The sequence below is a fragment of the Pseudomonas sp. CCC3.1 genome (assembly GCF_034347405.1).
Classification (GTDB): domain Bacteria; phylum Pseudomonadota; class Gammaproteobacteria; order Pseudomonadales; family Pseudomonadaceae; genus Aquipseudomonas.
Genome location: NZ_CP133778.1, coordinates 5270729 through 5287128, shown reverse-complemented (window position 1 = coordinate 5287128; position 16400 = coordinate 5270729). Strand labels below are relative to the sequence as shown.

The following is a 16400-nucleotide window of genomic DNA, read 5'->3' as shown; positions in this document are numbered from 1 at the left end:
CTCATTCAGGCGGCTTTCGGCTGCCTGTTTATTGATCCGAAAACACTCAAACACAGGAATAAGCCCTGTGCATAACCGTCCTTCAGCTCAGTGGGTAAGTAGGCCTGAAAACTGAAGATAACCAGCCCTGTGGATAAGCCCCTGTTTTACCCACAGGCTTAACCCACTTATTCACGCCCCTTATTGGTACATGACCACAGACTTTTGAATCTCTGTACAGTAGGTAAAATAAGGCTATTAGCAATCTATCCACAGAAAGGTGCCTGCATAGAAATAAACATAAAAACAAAGCTTTATAAATTTCTTCTCTATTTATTTATCTATCTTGCCTTATCCACAAGCTGGTTAAATTTTGTGCAAAGGGTTCTTTAAGAAAGGCGAAGTCCCTATACTTCGCGGTCTATCCAAAAAACCCCTAGTAACAGGCACGAGGTGCGTGGTGAATTTCCCTTCCCGTTTTGCAGTGATCGTCATCGGTGGCGGTCACGCCGGAACCGAGGCTGCACTTGCTTCAGCACGCATGGGCGTAAAAACCCTGCTGTTGACCCACAACGTGGAAACCCTCGGGCAAATGAGCTGCAATCCTGCGATTGGCGGGATTGGTAAAAGCCATCTGGTTAAAGAAATCGACGCCCTCGGCGGCGCGATGGCAATTGCTACCGACAAAGGCGGAATCCAGTTCCGCGTACTCAATGGGCGTAAAGGCCCGGCCGTGCGAGCAACCCGCGCACAGGCTGACCGCATCCTCTACAAGGCGGCCGTACGCGAAATTCTGGAAAACCAGCCCAACCTGTGGATATTTCAACAAGCGGCTGATGACCTGATCGTTGAGCAGGATCAAGTTCGCGGTGTTGTCACCCAAATGGGTCTGCGTTTCCTGGCCGATGCCGTGGTTTTAACCACTGGGACGTTCCTGGGTGGACTTATCCACATTGGTTTGCAGAATTACTCGGGCGGACGGGCCGGCGATCCACCTTCGATTGCCCTGGCACACCGTCTGCGTGAACTGCCTTTACGTGTGGGTCGCCTGAAAACCGGCACTCCACCGCGTATTGATGGCCGTTCGGTTGATTTTTCAGTCATGACTGAACAACCCGGCGACACGCCTATTCCGGTCATGTCGTTCATGGGCAACAAAGAACAGCACCCACAACAAGTGAGCTGCTGGATCACCCATACCAATGCCCGAACTCACGAAATCATTGCTTCAAACCTTGATCGCTCACCGATGTATTCAGGTGTAATTGAAGGGATTGGCCCACGTTACTGCCCATCGATTGAAGACAAGATTCATCGTTTTGCTGACAAGGAAAGCCATCAGGTGTTTATCGAACCGGAAGGTTTGACTACCCATGAGCTGTATCCGAACGGCATTTCGACGTCGTTGCCTTTCGACGTACAAATCCAGATCGTGCAATCGATTCGCGGTATGGAAAACGCCCACATCGTTCGTCCTGGCTATGCCATCGAATACGATTATTTCGACCCGCGAGACCTGAAATACAGCCTCGAAACCAAGGTAATTGGTGGTTTGTTCTTTGCAGGACAAATCAACGGCACCACCGGTTACGAAGAAGCGGGCGCGCAAGGTTTGCTCGCTGGCGCCAACGCGGCCTTGCTCGCACAGGGCAAAGACAGCTGGTGCCCGCGTCGCGATGAGGCGTACATCGGCGTGTTGGTGGATGACCTGATTACGTTGGGGACTCAAGAACCGTACCGGATGTTTACCTCCCGCGCCGAATACCGCTTGATCCTGCGCGAAGACAACGCGGACATGCGCCTGACCGAAAAAGGTCGCGAGCTTGGTTTGGTCGATGACGCCCGTTGGTCAGCGTTCTGCACTAAGCGCGAAAGCATTGCCCTGGAAGAACAGCGCCTGAAAAGCACGTGGGTTCGCCCAGGCACTGAGCAGGGTGAAGCGATTGCGGCCAAATTTGGCACGCCGTTGACCCATGAATACAATTTGCTGAGTTTGTTGACCCGTCCGGAAATTGATTACGCCGGTCTGGTTGAAGTCACCGGGCAGGGCGCAAGCGATCCGCTGGTCGCTGAACAGGTCGAAATCAAGACCAAGTACGCGGGCTACATTGACCGTCAACAGGATGAGATCGCTCGTCTTCGGGCCAGTGAAAATACCAAACTGCCTGTGGATATCGATTACACGAACATTTCCGGGTTGTCGAAAGAGATCCAGAGCAAGCTCGGCGCCACCCGTCCAGAGACACTTGGACAGGCTTCGCGCATCCCCGGCGTTACTCCGGCTGCGATTTCCCTGTTGATGATTCACCTGAAAAAACGCGGCGCTGGCCGCAAGTTGGAGCAAAACGCTTGAGTTCGCTGGTCACTGCACAACACGCCGAAGAGTTATCCACAGGTGCTCGCCAACTGGGCGTCAACTTGACTGAAACCCAGCACCAGCAACTGCTGGGTTATCTGGCGCTGTTGATCAAATGGAACAAGGCCTACAACCTCACGGCTGTGCGTAACCCCGACGAGATGGTGTCGCGTCATCTGCTCGACAGTCTGAGTGTGATGCCCTTCATCGAAAACGGTCGCTGGCTGGATGTGGGCAGTGGCGGCGGGATGCCGGGCATTCCTTTGGCCATCCTGTTTCCTGAGTCACAGGTGACGTGCCTGGACAGCAACGGCAAGAAGACCCGCTTCCTGACTCAGGTCAAACTCGAGCTCAAACTGGACAACTTGCAAGTTATCCACAGTCGCGTCGAAGAGTTTCAGCCAGCGCTGGCGTTTAACGGGATTGTTTCCAGGGCTTTCAGCAGCATGGAAAACTTCAGCAACTGGACGCGCCACCTGGGCAACAACGAAACACGCTGGTTGGCAATGAAGGGCGTCCATCCGGCCGATGAGCTGGTAGCATTGCCGTCTGATTTTCGTCTAGATAGCGAACACGCCTTGACTGTTCCAGGTTGCCAAGGCCAACGCCATCTGCTGATACTGCGCCGAACGGCATGATTGGGAACGCAAGCAAGAATGGCTAAGGTATTCGCAATAGCGAACCAAAAGGGTGGTGTGGGTAAAACCACCACCTGTATCAACCTCGCAGCATCGCTGGTCGCGACCAAGCGCCGCGTACTGCTGATCGACCTTGATCCACAGGGCAACGCCACCATGGGTAGCGGTGTGGATAAACATGGTCTTGAAAATTCGGTTTACGACCTGTTGATCGGTGAATGCGATTTGGCTCAGGCCATGCACGTCTCCGAGCACGGTGGTTACCAGCTGTTGCCCGCTAACCGCGATCTGACGGCAGCTGAAGTTGTGCTGCTCGAAATGCAGATGAAAGAAAGCCGTCTGCGTACGGCGCTGGCGCCGGTTCGTGAAAGCTACGATTACATCCTGATCGATTGCCCGCCGTCTCTGTCGATGCTGACTTTGAACGCACTGGTTGCCGCCGATGGGGTCATTATCCCCATGCAGTGTGAGTACTTTGCACTCGAAGGCTTGAGCGACCTTGTGGATAACATCAAGCGCATCGCCGAGTTGCTGAACCCGAACCTGAAAATCGAAGGCCTGCTGCGGACCATGTACGACCCGCGCCTGAGCCTGATGAACGATGTTTCGGCCCAGCTCAAGGAACACTTCGGCGAGCAGCTTTACGACACAGTGATACCGCGCAACATTCGTCTGGCCGAGGCGCCGAGTTACGGCATGCCTGCACTGGCCTATGATAAAAATTCCCGTGGCGCGATTGCTTACCTTGCCTTGGCCGGCGAGCTGGTTCGTCGTCAGCGTCGTACCTCCCGCACTGCTCAGCCAACTTAAGGATATTCCATGGCCGTCAAGAAACGAGGTCTAGGACGCGGACTGGATGCACTCCTGAGTGGTCCTACAGTCAGCTCGCTGGAAGAGCAGGCAGTCAAGGTCGATCAAAGCGAACTGCAGCATTTGCCACTGGACCTGATTCAGCGCGGCAAATATCAGCCTCGCCGTGACATGGACCCACAAGCGCTCGAAGAACTGGCGAACTCGATCAAGGCCCAGGGCGTAATGCAGCCGATCGTGGTGCGTCCGATCGCGGGTGACCGTTTTGAGATCATCGCCGGTGAGCGCCGTTGGCGCGCCAGCCAACAGGCCGGCAAAGACACCATCCCGGCGATGGTCAAAGATGTACCCGATGAAACCGCCATCGCGATGGCGCTGATCGAAAACATCCAGCGTGAAGACCTCAATCCGATTGAAGAAGCCATTGCCTTGCAGCGCTTGCAGCAAGAGTTTCAGCTGACTCAACAACAAGTGGCCGATGCTGTGGGTAAGTCCCGCGTGTCTGTGGCTAACCTGTTGCGACTTATTTCTTTGCCGGAAGTGATCAAGACCATGCTGTCGCACGGTGACCTGGAAATGGGTCATGCGCGGGCATTGCTCGGTTTACCCGAAAATCAGCAGGTTGAGGGGGCGCGACATGTTGTCGCACGAGGACTGACAGTCCGTCAGACCGAAGCCTTGGTTCGTCAGTGGTTGAGCGGTAAACAAGAGCCTGCTGAACCGGTTAAAGCAGACCCGGATATTACCCGCCTTGAGCAGCGTCTGGCCGAGCGCCTAGGCTCTGCGGTGCAGATCCGCCACGGAAAGAAGGGAAAAGGCCAATTAGTCATTGGTTATAACTCCCTGGATGAGCTCCAAGGAGTGCTTGCTCACATCCGCTGAAACATTTCCTTATGTAGCGCGCAGTCGGAAATCACTACCTGACAGTTGAATAGGGGCTTAAGCGCCCCTATACTCTGCGCGCATTTTGTCGGCACAAATTATGCCAAGTTTTATTTTTTGGCAGCCGACCTTTGAGGAGCAATTGTGATGGAAACACGCACGCCAAACCGCTTGCCGTTCCATCGCTTGGCGGTTTTTCCGGTTTTGCTGGCTCAATTTGTCGTTTTACTGCTGGCTGCTTTGGGGCTCTGGCAATGGCATGGAGTTGTAGCCGGATATTCAGGACTCTGCGGAGGCCTGATTGCTTTGCTACCCAATGTGTATTTTGCTCACAGAGCTTTCCGGTTTTCCGGCGCTCGAGCAGCGCAAGCCATCGTCCGGTCGTTTTACGCCGGTGAGGCAGGCAAATTAATTTTGACGGCAGTGCTGTTCGCGCTGACGTTTGCAGGTGTGAAGCCATTGGCGCCGCTAGCTGTATTCGGCGTCTTCGTGCTGACCCAACTGGTCAGCTGGTTCGCTCCCCTGCTAATGAGAACAACACTTTCGAGACCTTAGGGCGTTTGAGGCAACCATGGCAGAAACAACCGCTTCGGGCTATATCCAGCACCACTTACAGAACCTGACCTTCGGGCAGCTACCTGATGGCGGCTGGGGCTTTGCTCACACCGTTGCAGAAGCTAAAGCAATGGGCTTTTGGGCATTCCACGTCGATACCCTCGGCTGGTCGCTGTTTGTAGGCCTGATCTTTATCCTCATTTTCCGCATGGCGGCCAAGAAGGCGACTTCCGGTCAACCAGGTGCACTGCAGAACTTCGTTGAAGTGCTGGTGGAATTCGTTGATGGCAGCGTAAAAGACAGCTTCCATGGCCGCAGCGCCGTGATTGCTCCTTTGGCACTGACCATTTTCGTCTGGGTGTTCCTGATGAACGCCATCGACTTGGTCCCGGTTGACTGGATTCCTCAGTTGGCCATCCTGATCACAGGCGATGAGCACTTCCCATTCCGTGCCGTACCGACGACCGATCCTAACGCTACCCTGGGCATGGCCCTGTCGGTATTTGCGTTGATCATCTTCTACAGCATCAAAATCAAGGGTATCGGCGGCTTCATCGGCGAACTGACCCTGCACCCGTTCGGCAGCAAGAACATTTTTGTTCAAGCGCTGCTGATTCCGGTGAACTTCTTGCTCGAATTCGTGACGCTGATTGCCAAGCCAATCTCGCTGGCACTGCGTCTGTTCGGCAACATGTACGCTGGCGAACTGGTATTTATCCTGATCGCCGTAATGTTCGGCAGCGGCCTGCTTTGGCTTAGCGGTCTGGGCGTGGTGCTGCAATGGGCGTGGGCTGTATTCCACATCCTGATCATCACCTTGCAAGCGTTCATCTTCATGATGTTGACCATCGTTTACTTGTCGATGGCGCACGAAGAGAACCACTAAGACCCGTCTCGGCGAGTCTGGTGCCCCTCTTGCTTCGGTGAGAGGGTGTCGCAAAATGATTTTGTTTTACCGCTTTAATCTAAAAACCTAAACCATACGACGTAAAAGTCGGGAGGAAAGATGGAAACTGTAGTTGGTCTAACCGCTATCGCTGTTGCACTGTTGATCGGCCTGGGCGCACTGGGTACCGCAATTGGTTTCGGCCTGTTGGGCGGCAAGTTCCTGGAAGGCGCAGCGCGTCAACCAGAAATGGTTCCAATGCTGCAAGTTAAAATGTTCATCGTTGCCGGTCTGCTCGACGCCGTAACCATGATCGGTGTTGGTATCGCACTGTTCTTCACCTTCGCTAATCCCTTCGTTGGTCAACTCGCTGGCTAATCACTCGAATTTTCGAGTTGATTAGAGTGATGGACAACGAACGAGCGAGGTGTTGGCGTGAACATTAATGCAACCCTGATTGGCCAGTCCGTTGCGTTCTTCATTTTTGTACTGTTTTGCATGAAGTTCGTGTGGCCTCCGGTCATCGCGGCATTGCAAGAACGTCAGAAGAAGATTGCGGCTGGATTGGACGCTGCTAACCGAGCAGCTCGTGACCTGGAGTTGGCCCAAGATAAAGCGGGTCAGCAACTGCGCGAAGCTAAGGCTCAAGCAGCTGAAATCATTGAGCAAGCCAAGAAACGCGGTAATCAGATCGTAGACGAGGCCCGTGAACTGGCTCGCGTTGAAGCTGACCGTGTGAAGGCTCAGGCTCAGGCCGAGATCGAACAGGAACTGAACAGCGTCAAAGACGCCCTGCGTGCCCAATTGGGTGGCTTGGCTGTTGAAGGCGCAGAGAAGATCCTGGGTGCCACAATCGATCAAAACGCGCACGCGGAGCTGGTTAATAAACTGGCTGCTGAAATTTAAGCGAGGGCGATCATGGCAGAATTGACCACGTTGGCCCGACCTTACGCTAAGGCAGCCTTCGAGCACGCCCAGGCCCACCAGCAACTGGCCTCTTGGTCAGCCATGCTCGGCCTGGCTGCAGCAGTGTCGCAAGACGACACTATGCAGCGCGTGCTCAAGGCCCCGCGACTGACGAGCGCAGAAAAGGCCGCCACGTTTATTGACGTGTGCGGCGACAAGTTCGATGTAAAAGTACAGAACTTCATTCATGTTGTAGCCGAAAACGACCGTCTCCCGCTGTTGCCGGAGATCGCCGCTCTGTTTGACCTGTACAAGGCCGAACAAGAGAAATCGGTAGACGTTGAAGTGACCAGTGCTTTTGCATTGAACCAAGAACAGCAAGACAAACTCGCCAAGGTTCTCAGTGCACGACTCGACCGGGAAGTGCGCCTGCAAGTTGCGGAGGATGCCAGCCTTATAGGTGGTGTCATCATCCGCGCCGGCGACCTGGTTATCGATGGCTCGGTTCGCGGGAAACTCGCAAACCTTGCCGAAGCATTGAAATCTTGAGTTTGAAGGGGCAGCAGAGCAATGCAGCAACTCAATCCTTCCGAAATAAGTGAAATTATCAAGGGCCGCATCGAAAAGCTCGATGTGACCTCTCAAGCCCGCAACGAAGGCACTGTCGTCAGCGTATCTGACGGCATTGTGCGGATTCACGGTCTGGCCGACGTAATGTACGGCGAAATGATCGAGTTTCCGGGCAGCGTCTTCGGCATGGCTCTCAACCTGGAGCAAGACTCTGTAGGTGCCGTAGTACTGGGCGCATACACGACTCTGGCTGAAGGCATGAGCGCCAAGTGCACTGGCCGCATCCTGGAAGTTCCGGTTGGTAAGGAACTGCTGGGTCGCGTTGTCGACGCACTGGGTAACCCAGTTGATGGCAAAGGTCCACTGGGCAACACCGAGACTGATGCAGTCGAGAAAGTTGCTCCAGGCGTGATCTGGCGTAAGTCGGTAGACCAGCCTGTACAGACTGGCTACAAGGCTGTCGATGCCATGATCCCTGTCGGCCGTGGCCAGCGTGAGCTGATCATCGGTGACCGTCAGATCGGTAAAACCGCTCTGGCGATCGACGCGATCATCAACCAGAAGAACAGCGGCATTTTCTGTGTATACGTAGCGATCGGTCAGAAGCAATCGACTATCGCCAACGTGGTTCGCAAGCTGGAAGAAAACGGCGCGTTGGCTAACACCATCGTCGTTGCTGCCAGTGCTTCCGAATCCGCAGCGCTGCAGTTCCTGGCACCGTACTCCGGTTGCACCATGGGCGAATACTTCCGCGACCGCGGTGAAGACGCGCTGATCGTTTATGACGATCTGTCCAAGCAAGCAGTGGCTTACCGCCAGATTTCCCTGCTGCTGCGCCGTCCACCAGGCCGTGAAGCTTACCCAGGCGACGTGTTCTATCTCCACTCCCGTCTTCTGGAGCGCGCATCCCGTGTATCCGAAGAGTACGTAGAGAAGTTCACCAACGGCGCAGTGACCGGCAAAACCGGTTCCCTGACCGCACTGCCGATCATCGAAACTCAAGCTGGCGACGTTTCCGCGTTCGTTCCGACCAACGTGATTTCCATCACTGACGGTCAGATCTTCCTGGAATCGGCCATGTTCAACTCCGGGATCCGTCCTGCTGTGAACGCCGGTGTTTCGGTATCCCGTGTGGGTGGTGCCGCTCAGACCAAGATCATCAAGAAGCTGTCCGGTGGTATCCGTACCGCTCTGGCTCAGTACCGTGAACTGGCGGCATTCGCCCAGTTCGCTTCTGACCTGGACGAAGCGACCCGTAAGCAACTTGAGCATGGTCAGCGCGTTACTGAGCTGATGAAGCAGAAGCAATACGCACCAATGTCGATCGCTGACATGGCGCTGTCGCTGTATGCCGCTGAGCGTGGGTTCCTGACTGACGTCGAAATCACCAAGATTGGCAGCTTTGAACAAGCGCTGATTGCTTACTTCAACCGCGATCACGCCGAATTGATGGCGAAGATCAACGTTAAAGGTGACTTCAATGACGACATCGATTCTGGCATCAAAGCCGGTATCGAGAAGTTCAAGGCCACCCAAACCTGGTAAGCCGCAGCGGGAGCCGCAAGGCTCCCGCTTGCTAACCTGATAGGTGTTACATGGCAGGCGCAAAAGAGATTCGCAGTAAGATTGCGAGCATCAAAAGCACGCAAAAAATTACCAGCGCCATGGAAAAAGTGGCGGTCAGCAAAATGCGCAAGGCACAAATGCGCATGGCTGCTAGCCGTCCTTATGCGGAGCGTATCCGCCAGGTTATTGGGCATTTGGCCAACGCCAACCCGGAATACCGCCACCCATTCATGATCGACCGCCCAGTTAAGCGTGTTGGTTATGTGGTTGTGAGCAGTGACCGTGGTTTGTGCGGTGGTTTGAATACCAACCTGTTCAAGGCTTTGGTCAAGGACATGGCGGTAAACCGCGAAAACGGCGCCGAGATTGATCTGTGCGTGGTGGGTAGCAAAGGTGCGGCTTTTTTCCGTAACTTCGGCGGTAACGTCGTCGCTGCCATCAGCCATCTGGGTGAAGAACCGTCGATCAATGATTTGATCGGCAGCGTTAAGGTGATGCTGGATGCATACCTGGAAGGCCGTATTGACCGCCTGTCCGTGGTATCCAACAAGTTCATCAACACCATGACGCAACAGCCGACTGTGGAGCAATTGATTCCACTGGTGGCGACCCCGGATCAAGAACTCAAGCACCACTGGGACTACCTCTACGAACCAGATGCCAAAGAGCTGCTTGACGGCTTGATGGTGCGTTACGTGGAGTCGCAGGTGTACCAGGCGGTGGTCGAGAACAGTGCAGCTGAACAAGCTGCGCGGATGATCGCAATGAAGAACGCCACTGATAACGCCGGTGATTTGATCAGCGATTTGCAGCTGATCTACAACAAGGCGCGTCAGGCTGCGATCACCCAAGAGATCTCGGAAATCGTCGGCGGCGCTGCCGCGGTTTAACGGTTCAAATATTCAGAGGATCCAGCTATGAGTAGCGGACGTATCGTTCAAATCATCGGCGCCGTTATCGACGTGGAATTTCCACGCGACAGCGTACCGAGCATCTACAACGCGCTGAAAGTACAAAGCGCGGCCGGAACCACTCTGGAAGTTCAGCAGCAGCTGGGCGACGGCGTGGTTCGTACCATTGCGATGGGTTCCACCGAGGGCTTGAAGCGCGGTCTGGAAGTCACCGACTCTGGCGCAGCCATCTCCGTACCAGTCGGTAAAGCGACTCTGGGCCGGATCATGGACGTTCTGGGCAACCCGATCGACGAAGCTGGCCCGATTGACACCGAAGAGCGTTGGGGCATTCACCGCCCAGCACCGTCCTTCGCTGAGCAAGCAGGCGGCAACGACCTTCTGGAAACTGGCATCAAGGTTATCGACCTGATCTGCCCGTTTGCAAAAGGCGGTAAGGTTGGTCTGTTCGGTGGTGCCGGTGTAGGCAAAACCGTAAACATGATGGAACTGATCCGTAACATCGCCATGGAACACAGCGGTTATTCCGTGTTCGCTGGTGTGGGTGAGCGTACTCGTGAGGGTAACGACTTCTACCACGAGATGAAGGATTCCAGCGTACTGGACAAAGTGGCACTGGTTTACGGTCAGATGAACGAGCCGCCGGGTAACCGTCTGCGCGTAGCACTGACTGGCCTGACCATGGCCGAGAAGTTCCGTGACGAAGGTAACGACGTACTGTTGTTCGTTGACAACATCTACCGTTACACCTTGGCCGGTACTGAAGTATCTGCACTGCTGGGCCGTATGCCTTCGGCAGTAGGTTATCAGCCGACTCTGGCTGAAGAGATGGGTACTCTGCAAGAGCGCATCACTTCGACCAAAAACGGTTCGATCACGTCGATCCAAGCGGTATACGTACCTGCGGATGACTTGACTGACCCGTCGCCTGCGACCACGTTTGCCCACTTGGACGCTACTGTCGTTCTGTCCCGTGACATCGCTTCCCTGGGTATCTACCCAGCAGTAGATCCACTGGATTCGACTTCGCGCCAGCTGGACCCGAACGTAATCGGCCAGGAACACTACGACACCGCTCGTGGCGTTCAGTACGTGTTGCAGCGTTACAAAGAACTGAAGGACATCATTGCGATCCTGGGTATGGACGAGCTGTCGGAAACCGACAAGCAGTTGGTATCCCGCGCTCGTAAGATCCAGCGTTTCTTGTCTCAGCCGTTCTTCGTGGCTGAAGTCTTCACTGGCGCTTCGGGTAAATACGTTTCCCTGAAAGACACCATTGCTGGCTTCAAAGGCATCCTCAACGGTGACTACGACCACCTGCCAGAACAAGCGTTCTACATGGTCGGCGGCATCGAAGAAGCGATCGAGAAAGCCAAGAAACTGTAATTCGGGCGCCCGGAAACGGGCGCTAATCAGGTTGAGGCAATCAGATGGCTAATATGACAGTCCATTGCGATATCGTCAGCGCGGAAGGAGAAATCTTTTCCGGTCTGGTTGAGATGGTGATTGCGCACGGTGCACTGGGTGATCTTGGTATCGCTCTGGGCCACGCTCCGCTGATCACCAGTCTGAACCCAGGTCCGATCCGCCTGATCAAACAGGGTGGCGAAGCCGAGGTGTTTTACATCTCCGGTGGTTTCCTCGAGGTTCAGCCGAACATGGTCAAGGTACTTGCCGACACCGTGCAACGTGCTGACGACCTGGATGAAGCCTCCGCTCAAGCAGCTGTTAAAGCTGCCGAGAAGGCCCTGAGCGAAAAAGGCGCAGATTTCGATTACGGATCTGCTGCTGCACGTCTGGCCGAGGCCGCAGCTCAGCTGCGCACCGTCCAGCAAATCCGCAAGAAGTTCGGCGGTTAAGCGTCCTGCTTCATTGTGCGATTGATTAAAAAGGGTAGCCTCGGCTACCCTTTTTCTTTTTCCGCGATTTACTTTTTGGTCACAGCCGCTGACCACCCAGGATTGGTAGCCAGTCATGTCTCTCGATATCGTTATTCTCGCCGCAGGTCAGGGCACTCGCATGCGTTCGGCCCTGCCCAAGGTTCTGCACCCCGTGGCTGGCAACTCCATGCTCGGGCATGTTATCCACAGCGCCCGCCAGCTTAAGCCGACCGGTATTCACGTGGTCATCGGCCACGGTGCCGAACAGGTCCGCGAACGTCTGGCCGCTGATGACCTGAACTTTGTGCTTCAAGACAAGCAACTCGGAACCGGTCACGCGGTAGCCCAGGCCTTGCCGTTTCTGTCGGCAGAGAACGTATTGATCCTGTATGGCGATGTGCCGCTGATTGAAGTGGATACGTTGCAGCGCTTGCTCAAACAGGTGGCTCCCGAGCAATTGGGCTTGCTGACCGTTAACCTGGCAGACCCGACGGGTTATGGCCGGATCGTGCGTGATGCTGCCGGTAAAGTCAGCGCCATCGTCGAGCATAAAGATGCAACCGATGAGCAACGTGCCATCACCGAAGGCAACACCGGAATTCTGGCCTTGCCGGCTGCGCGTCTGGCTGACTGGATGAGTCGCCTGTCGAACAACAACGCCCAAGGCGAGTACTACCTGACCGACGTGATCGCGATGGCGGTTGACGATGGTTTGGTCGTGGCCACCGAACACGCCCATGACCCAATGGAAGTGCAGGGCGCCAATGACCGTAAACAGCTCAGCGAACTGGAGCGTCATTACCAACTTCGCGAAGGTCGTCGATTGATGGCCTTGGGCGTGACCTTGCGCGATCCGGCGCGTTTCGATGTACGTGGCGAAGTGACCGTCGGTCGCGATGTGCTGATCGACATCAACGTGATTCTTGAAGGTCGCGTGGTGATCGAAGACGACGTGGTGATTGGCCCTAACTGTGTGATCAAAGACAGCACCTTGCGCAAAGGCGTTGTGGTCAAAGCCAACAGCCACCTTGACGGAGCAGTCATGGGCGAGGGCAGCGATGCCGGTCCTTTCGCTCGCTTGCGTCCGGGCAGCGTGCTCGATGCACGTGCCCATGTGGGTAACTTCGTCGAGTTGAAAAATGCCCACCTCGGCGAAGATGCCAAGTGTGGACACCTGACGTATTTGGGTGATGCCGAAGTAGGGCCGCGCACCAACATCGGAGCGGGCACCATCACCTGCAACTACGATGGCGCCAACAAGTGGAAGACCGTGTTGGGCGCAGACGTGTTCATCGGTTCCAACAACTCGTTGGTCGCGCCTGTGGATATCTCCAATGGAGCGACCACCGCCGCCGGTTCGACCATCAACCAAAACGTGGCACCGGAGCAACTGGCCGTGGGCCGGGCGCGCCAACGCAACATCGATGGCTGGAAACGCCCAGTTAAGCTGCCGAAGCCGTAATATCGCCCCCTCTGTAGGAGCAGCCGGTCGACGCTCGATTGCCTCGCGATCTTTTGATCTTAAAAGATCGCGAGCAACAAGTTATCCACAAGCGCGTATCGTGTTTTGTTACGAATTGCAGTCATCCTATAACTGTTTTAAATCAATATGTTACGAACGTCCTTATCCCCTCCCTGTGGATAATCCCCTCTGTTATCGGTCAAAAACAACCGAGCAAAGCCCCGGCAGACGGGGACCAAAGTGAGTTATTCACAAAAATAATCCGCAACAATTTCTTGACGACTATTTCGAGATAGGGTTTCATTGCTTTCGTTATCTTTCGAAACGAAACTTAGAGTCGTTATGTCTAAACGGAACACGCCCCAGCGCAGACACAACATCCTGGCCTTGCTCGCAGAGCTGGGTGAAGTCAGCGTGGATGAATTGGCCAAGCGCTTCGAAACCTCTGAGGTTACGATTCGCAAGGATCTGGCGGCACTCGAAAGTAATGGCTTGTTACTGCGTCGTTACGGCGGCGCCATCACCATGCCGCAAGAACTGGTCAGCGATGTACCTCAGCCGGTTTCTCTCTATAAACAAGCCATTGCCCGTGCGGCAGTCGGTCTGATTAAAGAACATGCGCGCATCATTATCGACAGCGGCAGCACCACCGCTTCGATGATTCCACAACTGGGCCTGCAACCGGGCCTCGTAGTGATGACCAACTCCTTGCACGTCGCCAACGCGCTCAGTGAACTTGAGCATGAGCCTGTGCTGTTGATGACCGGCGGCACGTGGGACCCTCATTCCGAGTCCTTTCAGGGACAGGTTGCCGAACAGGTGCTGCGCTCTTACGACTTCGATCAATTGTTTATCGGCGCTGATGGGATCGACCTGCAGCGGGGCACAACAACGTTTAATGAGTTGTTGGGTCTGAGCCGGGTCATGGCCGAAGTCGCGCGTGAAGTGATTGTGATGGTCGAGTCCGACAAGATCGGACGCAAAATACCCAACCTGGAACTGCCCTGGAGCAGCGTCCATACCCTTATTACAGATGATCGCTTGCCGCTTGAGGCACGCGAACAGATTCAGGCCCGGGGCATAACACTGTTATGCGCCGCCCTTGGTTAGGAGAATTTTATGTGTGGCATCGTTGGCGCAGTCGCTGAACGCAATATCACGGCCATTCTGCTCGAAGGCCTGAAACGTCTTGAATACCGCGGCTATGACAGCGCCGGTGTGGCTGTATTTACCAATAACGGCACACTGGAGCGCGTACGTCGCAACGGCAAAGTCGCTGAGCTGGAACAAGCACTGGCCGGTGAACCATTGGTGGGGCGCCTGGGCATTGCGCATACCCGTTGGGCGACCCACGGCGCGCCGTGCGAGCGTAATGCTCACCCGCATTTTTCGGGTTCTGATCTGGCTGTTGTGCACAACGGCATCATCGAAAACCACGAAGCCTTGCGCGAACAGCTCAAAGGCCTGGGTTATGTGTTTGCCTCGGACACCGACACCGAAGTCATCGCCCATCTGCTGCACCACAAACTCAAAGAGCAAAGCGACCTCACCGAAGCCTTGAAGGCCACGGTTAAAGAACTCCACGGTGCTTACGGTCTGGCTGTTATCAATGCCAAGCAACCGGATCGCCTGATCGCCGCTCGCAGTGGCAGCCCGCTGGTGATTGGTTTGGGCCTGGGCGAAAACTTCCTGGCGTCCGATCAATTGGCATTGCGCCAAGTGACTGACCGCTTCATGTACCTGGAAGAAGGCGACATCGCTGAAATCCGCCGTGACAGCGTGCAAATCTGGGACGTAAACGGCCAAAGCGTTCAGCGTGAAGCCGTGCAATACCGCGATGGTGCCGAAGCGGCCGACAAAGGCGAGTTCCGTCACTACATGCTCAAAGAAATTCACGAGCAACCAAGCGTGGTGCAGCGCACCCTGGAAAACCGTTTGGGGCAGGACCACGTTCTGGTTCAGGCGTTTGGTCCACAGGCGGCTGAACTGTTCGCCAACGTGCGCAATGTTCAGATCGTCGCCTGCGGTACCAGCTATCACGCCGGGATGGTTGCCCGTTACTGGCTTGAAGCGCTGGCCGGTATTCCATGCCAGGTCGAAGTGGCCAGCGAGTTCCGCTATCGAAAAGTAGTAGTCCAGCCAGACACCTTGTTCGTGTCGATTTCACAGTCGGGCGAAACAGCTGACACCTTGGCTGCTCTGCGTAACGCCAAAGAGCTGGGTTTCCTCGCCAGCCTGGCGATTTGTAACGTCGGTATCAGTTCCCTGGTGCGTGAGTCTGACCTGACCCTGCTGACCCAGGCCGGTCGTGAAATTGGCGTGGCATCGACCAAAGCCTTTACCACTCAATTGGTGGGCTTGTTGTTGCTGACCCTGTCCTTGGGCCAGGTTCGCGGCACGCTGGAAGCCGGTGTTGAAGCGCAACTGGTTGAAGAACTGCGTCGTCTGCCAGCACGTCTGGGTGAAGCGCTGGCGATGGACGCCACTGTAGAAAAAGTCGCCGAGCTGTTTGCCGACAAACACCACACTTTGTTCCTGGGCCGTGGTGCTCAGTTCCCGGTGGCGATGGAAGGTGCGCTCAAGCTCAAAGAAATTTCGTACATCCACGCCGAAGCGTACCCCGCCGGTGAGCTGAAACACGGCCCGCTGGCGCTTGTGGATAACGACATGCCGGTAGTGACTGTTGCGCCGAACAATGAACTGTTGGAAAAACTGAAATCCAACCTGCAAGAAGTTCGCGCCCGTGGCGGTGAGTTGATCGTGTTTGCTGACGAGCAAGCCGGCATGAGCAATGGCGAAGGCACCCACGTGATCAACATGCCGCACATCCACGATGTGCTGGCGCCGATCCTCTACACCATCCCGCTGCAACTGCTGTCGTACTACGTGGCTGTGCTTAAAGGCACCGACGTGGACCAGCCGCGTAACCTGGCTAAATCGGTCACCGTGGAATAATTTCTGTCGCGACTCAATGCAGTACCCCATTCGACCCGCGCTGC

At 55.2% G+C, this 16400-nt stretch carries 16 protein-coding genes; all 16 read left to right on the top strand.

The window, feature by feature from the left end:
• Positions 1-439 precede the first annotated feature (439 nt).
• The 16 genes from mnmG to glmS all read left to right on the top strand — a co-directional run bounded on the left by mnmG (position 440) and on the right by glmS (position 16356).
• The gene (mnmG, locus tag RHM56_RS23110) at positions 440-2332 is read left to right on the top strand and encodes a tRNA uridine-5-carboxymethylaminomethyl(34) synthesis enzyme MnmG (RefSeq protein ID WP_322236398.1); all 1893 of its coding nucleotides are present in this window, start codon (positions 440-442) and stop codon (positions 2330-2332) included.
• A complete protein-coding gene (rsmG, locus tag RHM56_RS23105; RefSeq protein WP_322236396.1) occupies positions 2329-2973 on the top strand; it encodes a 16S rRNA (guanine(527)-N(7))-methyltransferase RsmG in 645 nt (214 codons plus the stop codon). Before mnmG ends, rsmG begins: the two co-directional genes overlap by 4 nt.
• Positions 2974-2991: 18 nt before the next feature.
• A complete protein-coding gene (locus RHM56_RS23100) occupies positions 2992-3783 on the top strand; it encodes a ParA family protein (RefSeq protein ID WP_153334523.1) in 792 nt (263 codons plus the stop codon).
• Positions 3784-3792: 9 nt separating this feature from the next.
• The gene (locus tag RHM56_RS23095) at positions 3793-4665 is read left to right on the top strand and encodes a ParB/RepB/Spo0J family partition protein (RefSeq protein ID WP_019409123.1); all 873 of its coding nucleotides are present in this window, start codon (positions 3793-3795) and stop codon (positions 4663-4665) included.
• Between the two features lie 147 nt (positions 4666-4812).
• The gene (locus RHM56_RS23090) at positions 4813-5220 is read left to right on the top strand and encodes a F0F1 ATP synthase subunit I (protein ID WP_003437994.1); all 408 of its coding nucleotides are present in this window, start codon (positions 4813-4815) and stop codon (positions 5218-5220) included.
• 16 nt (positions 5221-5236) lie between these two features.
• The gene (gene atpB, locus RHM56_RS23085) at positions 5237-6106 is read left to right on the top strand and encodes a F0F1 ATP synthase subunit A (RefSeq protein WP_322236391.1); all 870 of its coding nucleotides are present in this window, start codon (positions 5237-5239) and stop codon (positions 6104-6106) included.
• Between the two features lie 120 nt (positions 6107-6226).
• On the top strand, positions 6227-6484 hold the full coding sequence (atpE, locus tag RHM56_RS23080; RefSeq protein ID WP_002555987.1) for a F0F1 ATP synthase subunit C: 258 nt from the start codon (positions 6227-6229) through the stop codon (positions 6482-6484).
• Positions 6485-6541: 57 nt separating this feature from the next.
• On the top strand, positions 6542-7012 hold the full coding sequence (locus RHM56_RS23075; RefSeq protein WP_019409120.1) for a F0F1 ATP synthase subunit B: 471 nt from the start codon (positions 6542-6544) through the stop codon (positions 7010-7012).
• A 12-nt stretch (positions 7013-7024) separates the two neighbouring features.
• Positions 7025-7561, top strand: a complete 537-nt coding sequence (locus tag RHM56_RS23070; protein WP_322236388.1) for a F0F1 ATP synthase subunit delta — start codon at positions 7025-7027, stop codon at positions 7559-7561.
• A gap of 21 nt (positions 7562-7582) precedes the next feature.
• Positions 7583-9127, top strand: a complete 1545-nt coding sequence (atpA, locus tag RHM56_RS23065) for a F0F1 ATP synthase subunit alpha (protein ID WP_322236385.1) — start codon at positions 7583-7585, stop codon at positions 9125-9127.
• A 50-nt stretch (positions 9128-9177) separates the two neighbouring features.
• On the top strand, positions 9178-10038 hold the full coding sequence (gene atpG / locus RHM56_RS23060) for a F0F1 ATP synthase subunit gamma (RefSeq protein ID WP_019409117.1): 861 nt from the start codon (positions 9178-9180) through the stop codon (positions 10036-10038).
• 27 nt (positions 10039-10065) lie between these two features.
• Positions 10066-11445, top strand: coding sequence for a F0F1 ATP synthase subunit beta (atpD, locus tag RHM56_RS23055; RefSeq protein ID WP_019409116.1), 1380 nt, complete (start codon positions 10066-10068; stop codon positions 11443-11445).
• A gap of 53 nt (positions 11446-11498) precedes the next feature.
• Entirely contained in the window at positions 11499-11918 is a 420-nt protein-coding gene (locus RHM56_RS23050; protein ID WP_416194928.1) for a F0F1 ATP synthase subunit epsilon, read from the top strand.
• 115 nt (positions 11919-12033) lie between these two features.
• Positions 12034-13401, top strand: coding sequence for a bifunctional UDP-N-acetylglucosamine diphosphorylase/glucosamine-1-phosphate N-acetyltransferase GlmU (glmU, locus tag RHM56_RS23045; RefSeq protein ID WP_322236381.1), 1368 nt, complete (start codon positions 12034-12036; stop codon positions 13399-13401).
• A 342-nt stretch (positions 13402-13743) separates the two neighbouring features.
• Entirely contained in the window at positions 13744-14511 is a 768-nt protein-coding gene (locus tag RHM56_RS23040; RefSeq protein ID WP_322236379.1) for a DeoR/GlpR family DNA-binding transcription regulator, read from the top strand.
• Positions 14512-14520: 9 nt separating this feature from the next.
• Positions 14521-16356 (top strand): glutamine--fructose-6-phosphate transaminase (isomerizing), encoded by a 1836-nt coding sequence (glmS, locus tag RHM56_RS23035; protein ID WP_322236377.1) that lies wholly within the window; start codon positions 14521-14523, stop codon positions 16354-16356.
• Positions 16357-16400: the final 44 nt, after the last annotated feature.